Below are 255 nucleotides of genomic sequence, written 5' to 3' on the forward strand. Positions count from 1 at the left end.
ACGACGAAGGGAGCTGGGCAATGAACGAATTTGGCGGAGCACAGGCGGGCGATGGCCGTCTGACCAAGCGCTTGATCAAGCTGGCGGACCGGTTGGCCGAGGCCCCCTCTGCGAGCATTCCCGGGGCCTGCAACAGCCGCGCGGAAACCCAGGCAGCCTATCGACTGTTCGATCAGGCGCGTGCGGATAAACGGGGGCTGAGCTGGGAGGCGGTGCTGGCGCCGCACATGGCGCGTACCGAGGCGCGGATGGCCG

1 protein-coding gene is annotated in these 255 nt (G+C 67.8%); it reads left to right on the forward strand.

Annotated features, from left to right (window positions below; translation table 11 throughout):
- Positions 1-20: 20 nt before the first annotated feature.
- Positions 21-255, forward strand: a 235-nt coding sequence (locus DNK49_RS23715) for an IS4/Tn5 family transposase DNA-binding protein (RefSeq protein WP_243632496.1), incomplete at its 3' end; no start/stop codon positions are given.

Origin of the sequence: Parazoarcus communis SWub3 = DSM 12120 (assembly GCF_003226565.1) — a bacterium.
GTDB classification, from domain to species: Bacteria; Pseudomonadota; Gammaproteobacteria; order Burkholderiales; family Rhodocyclaceae; genus Parazoarcus; species Parazoarcus communis.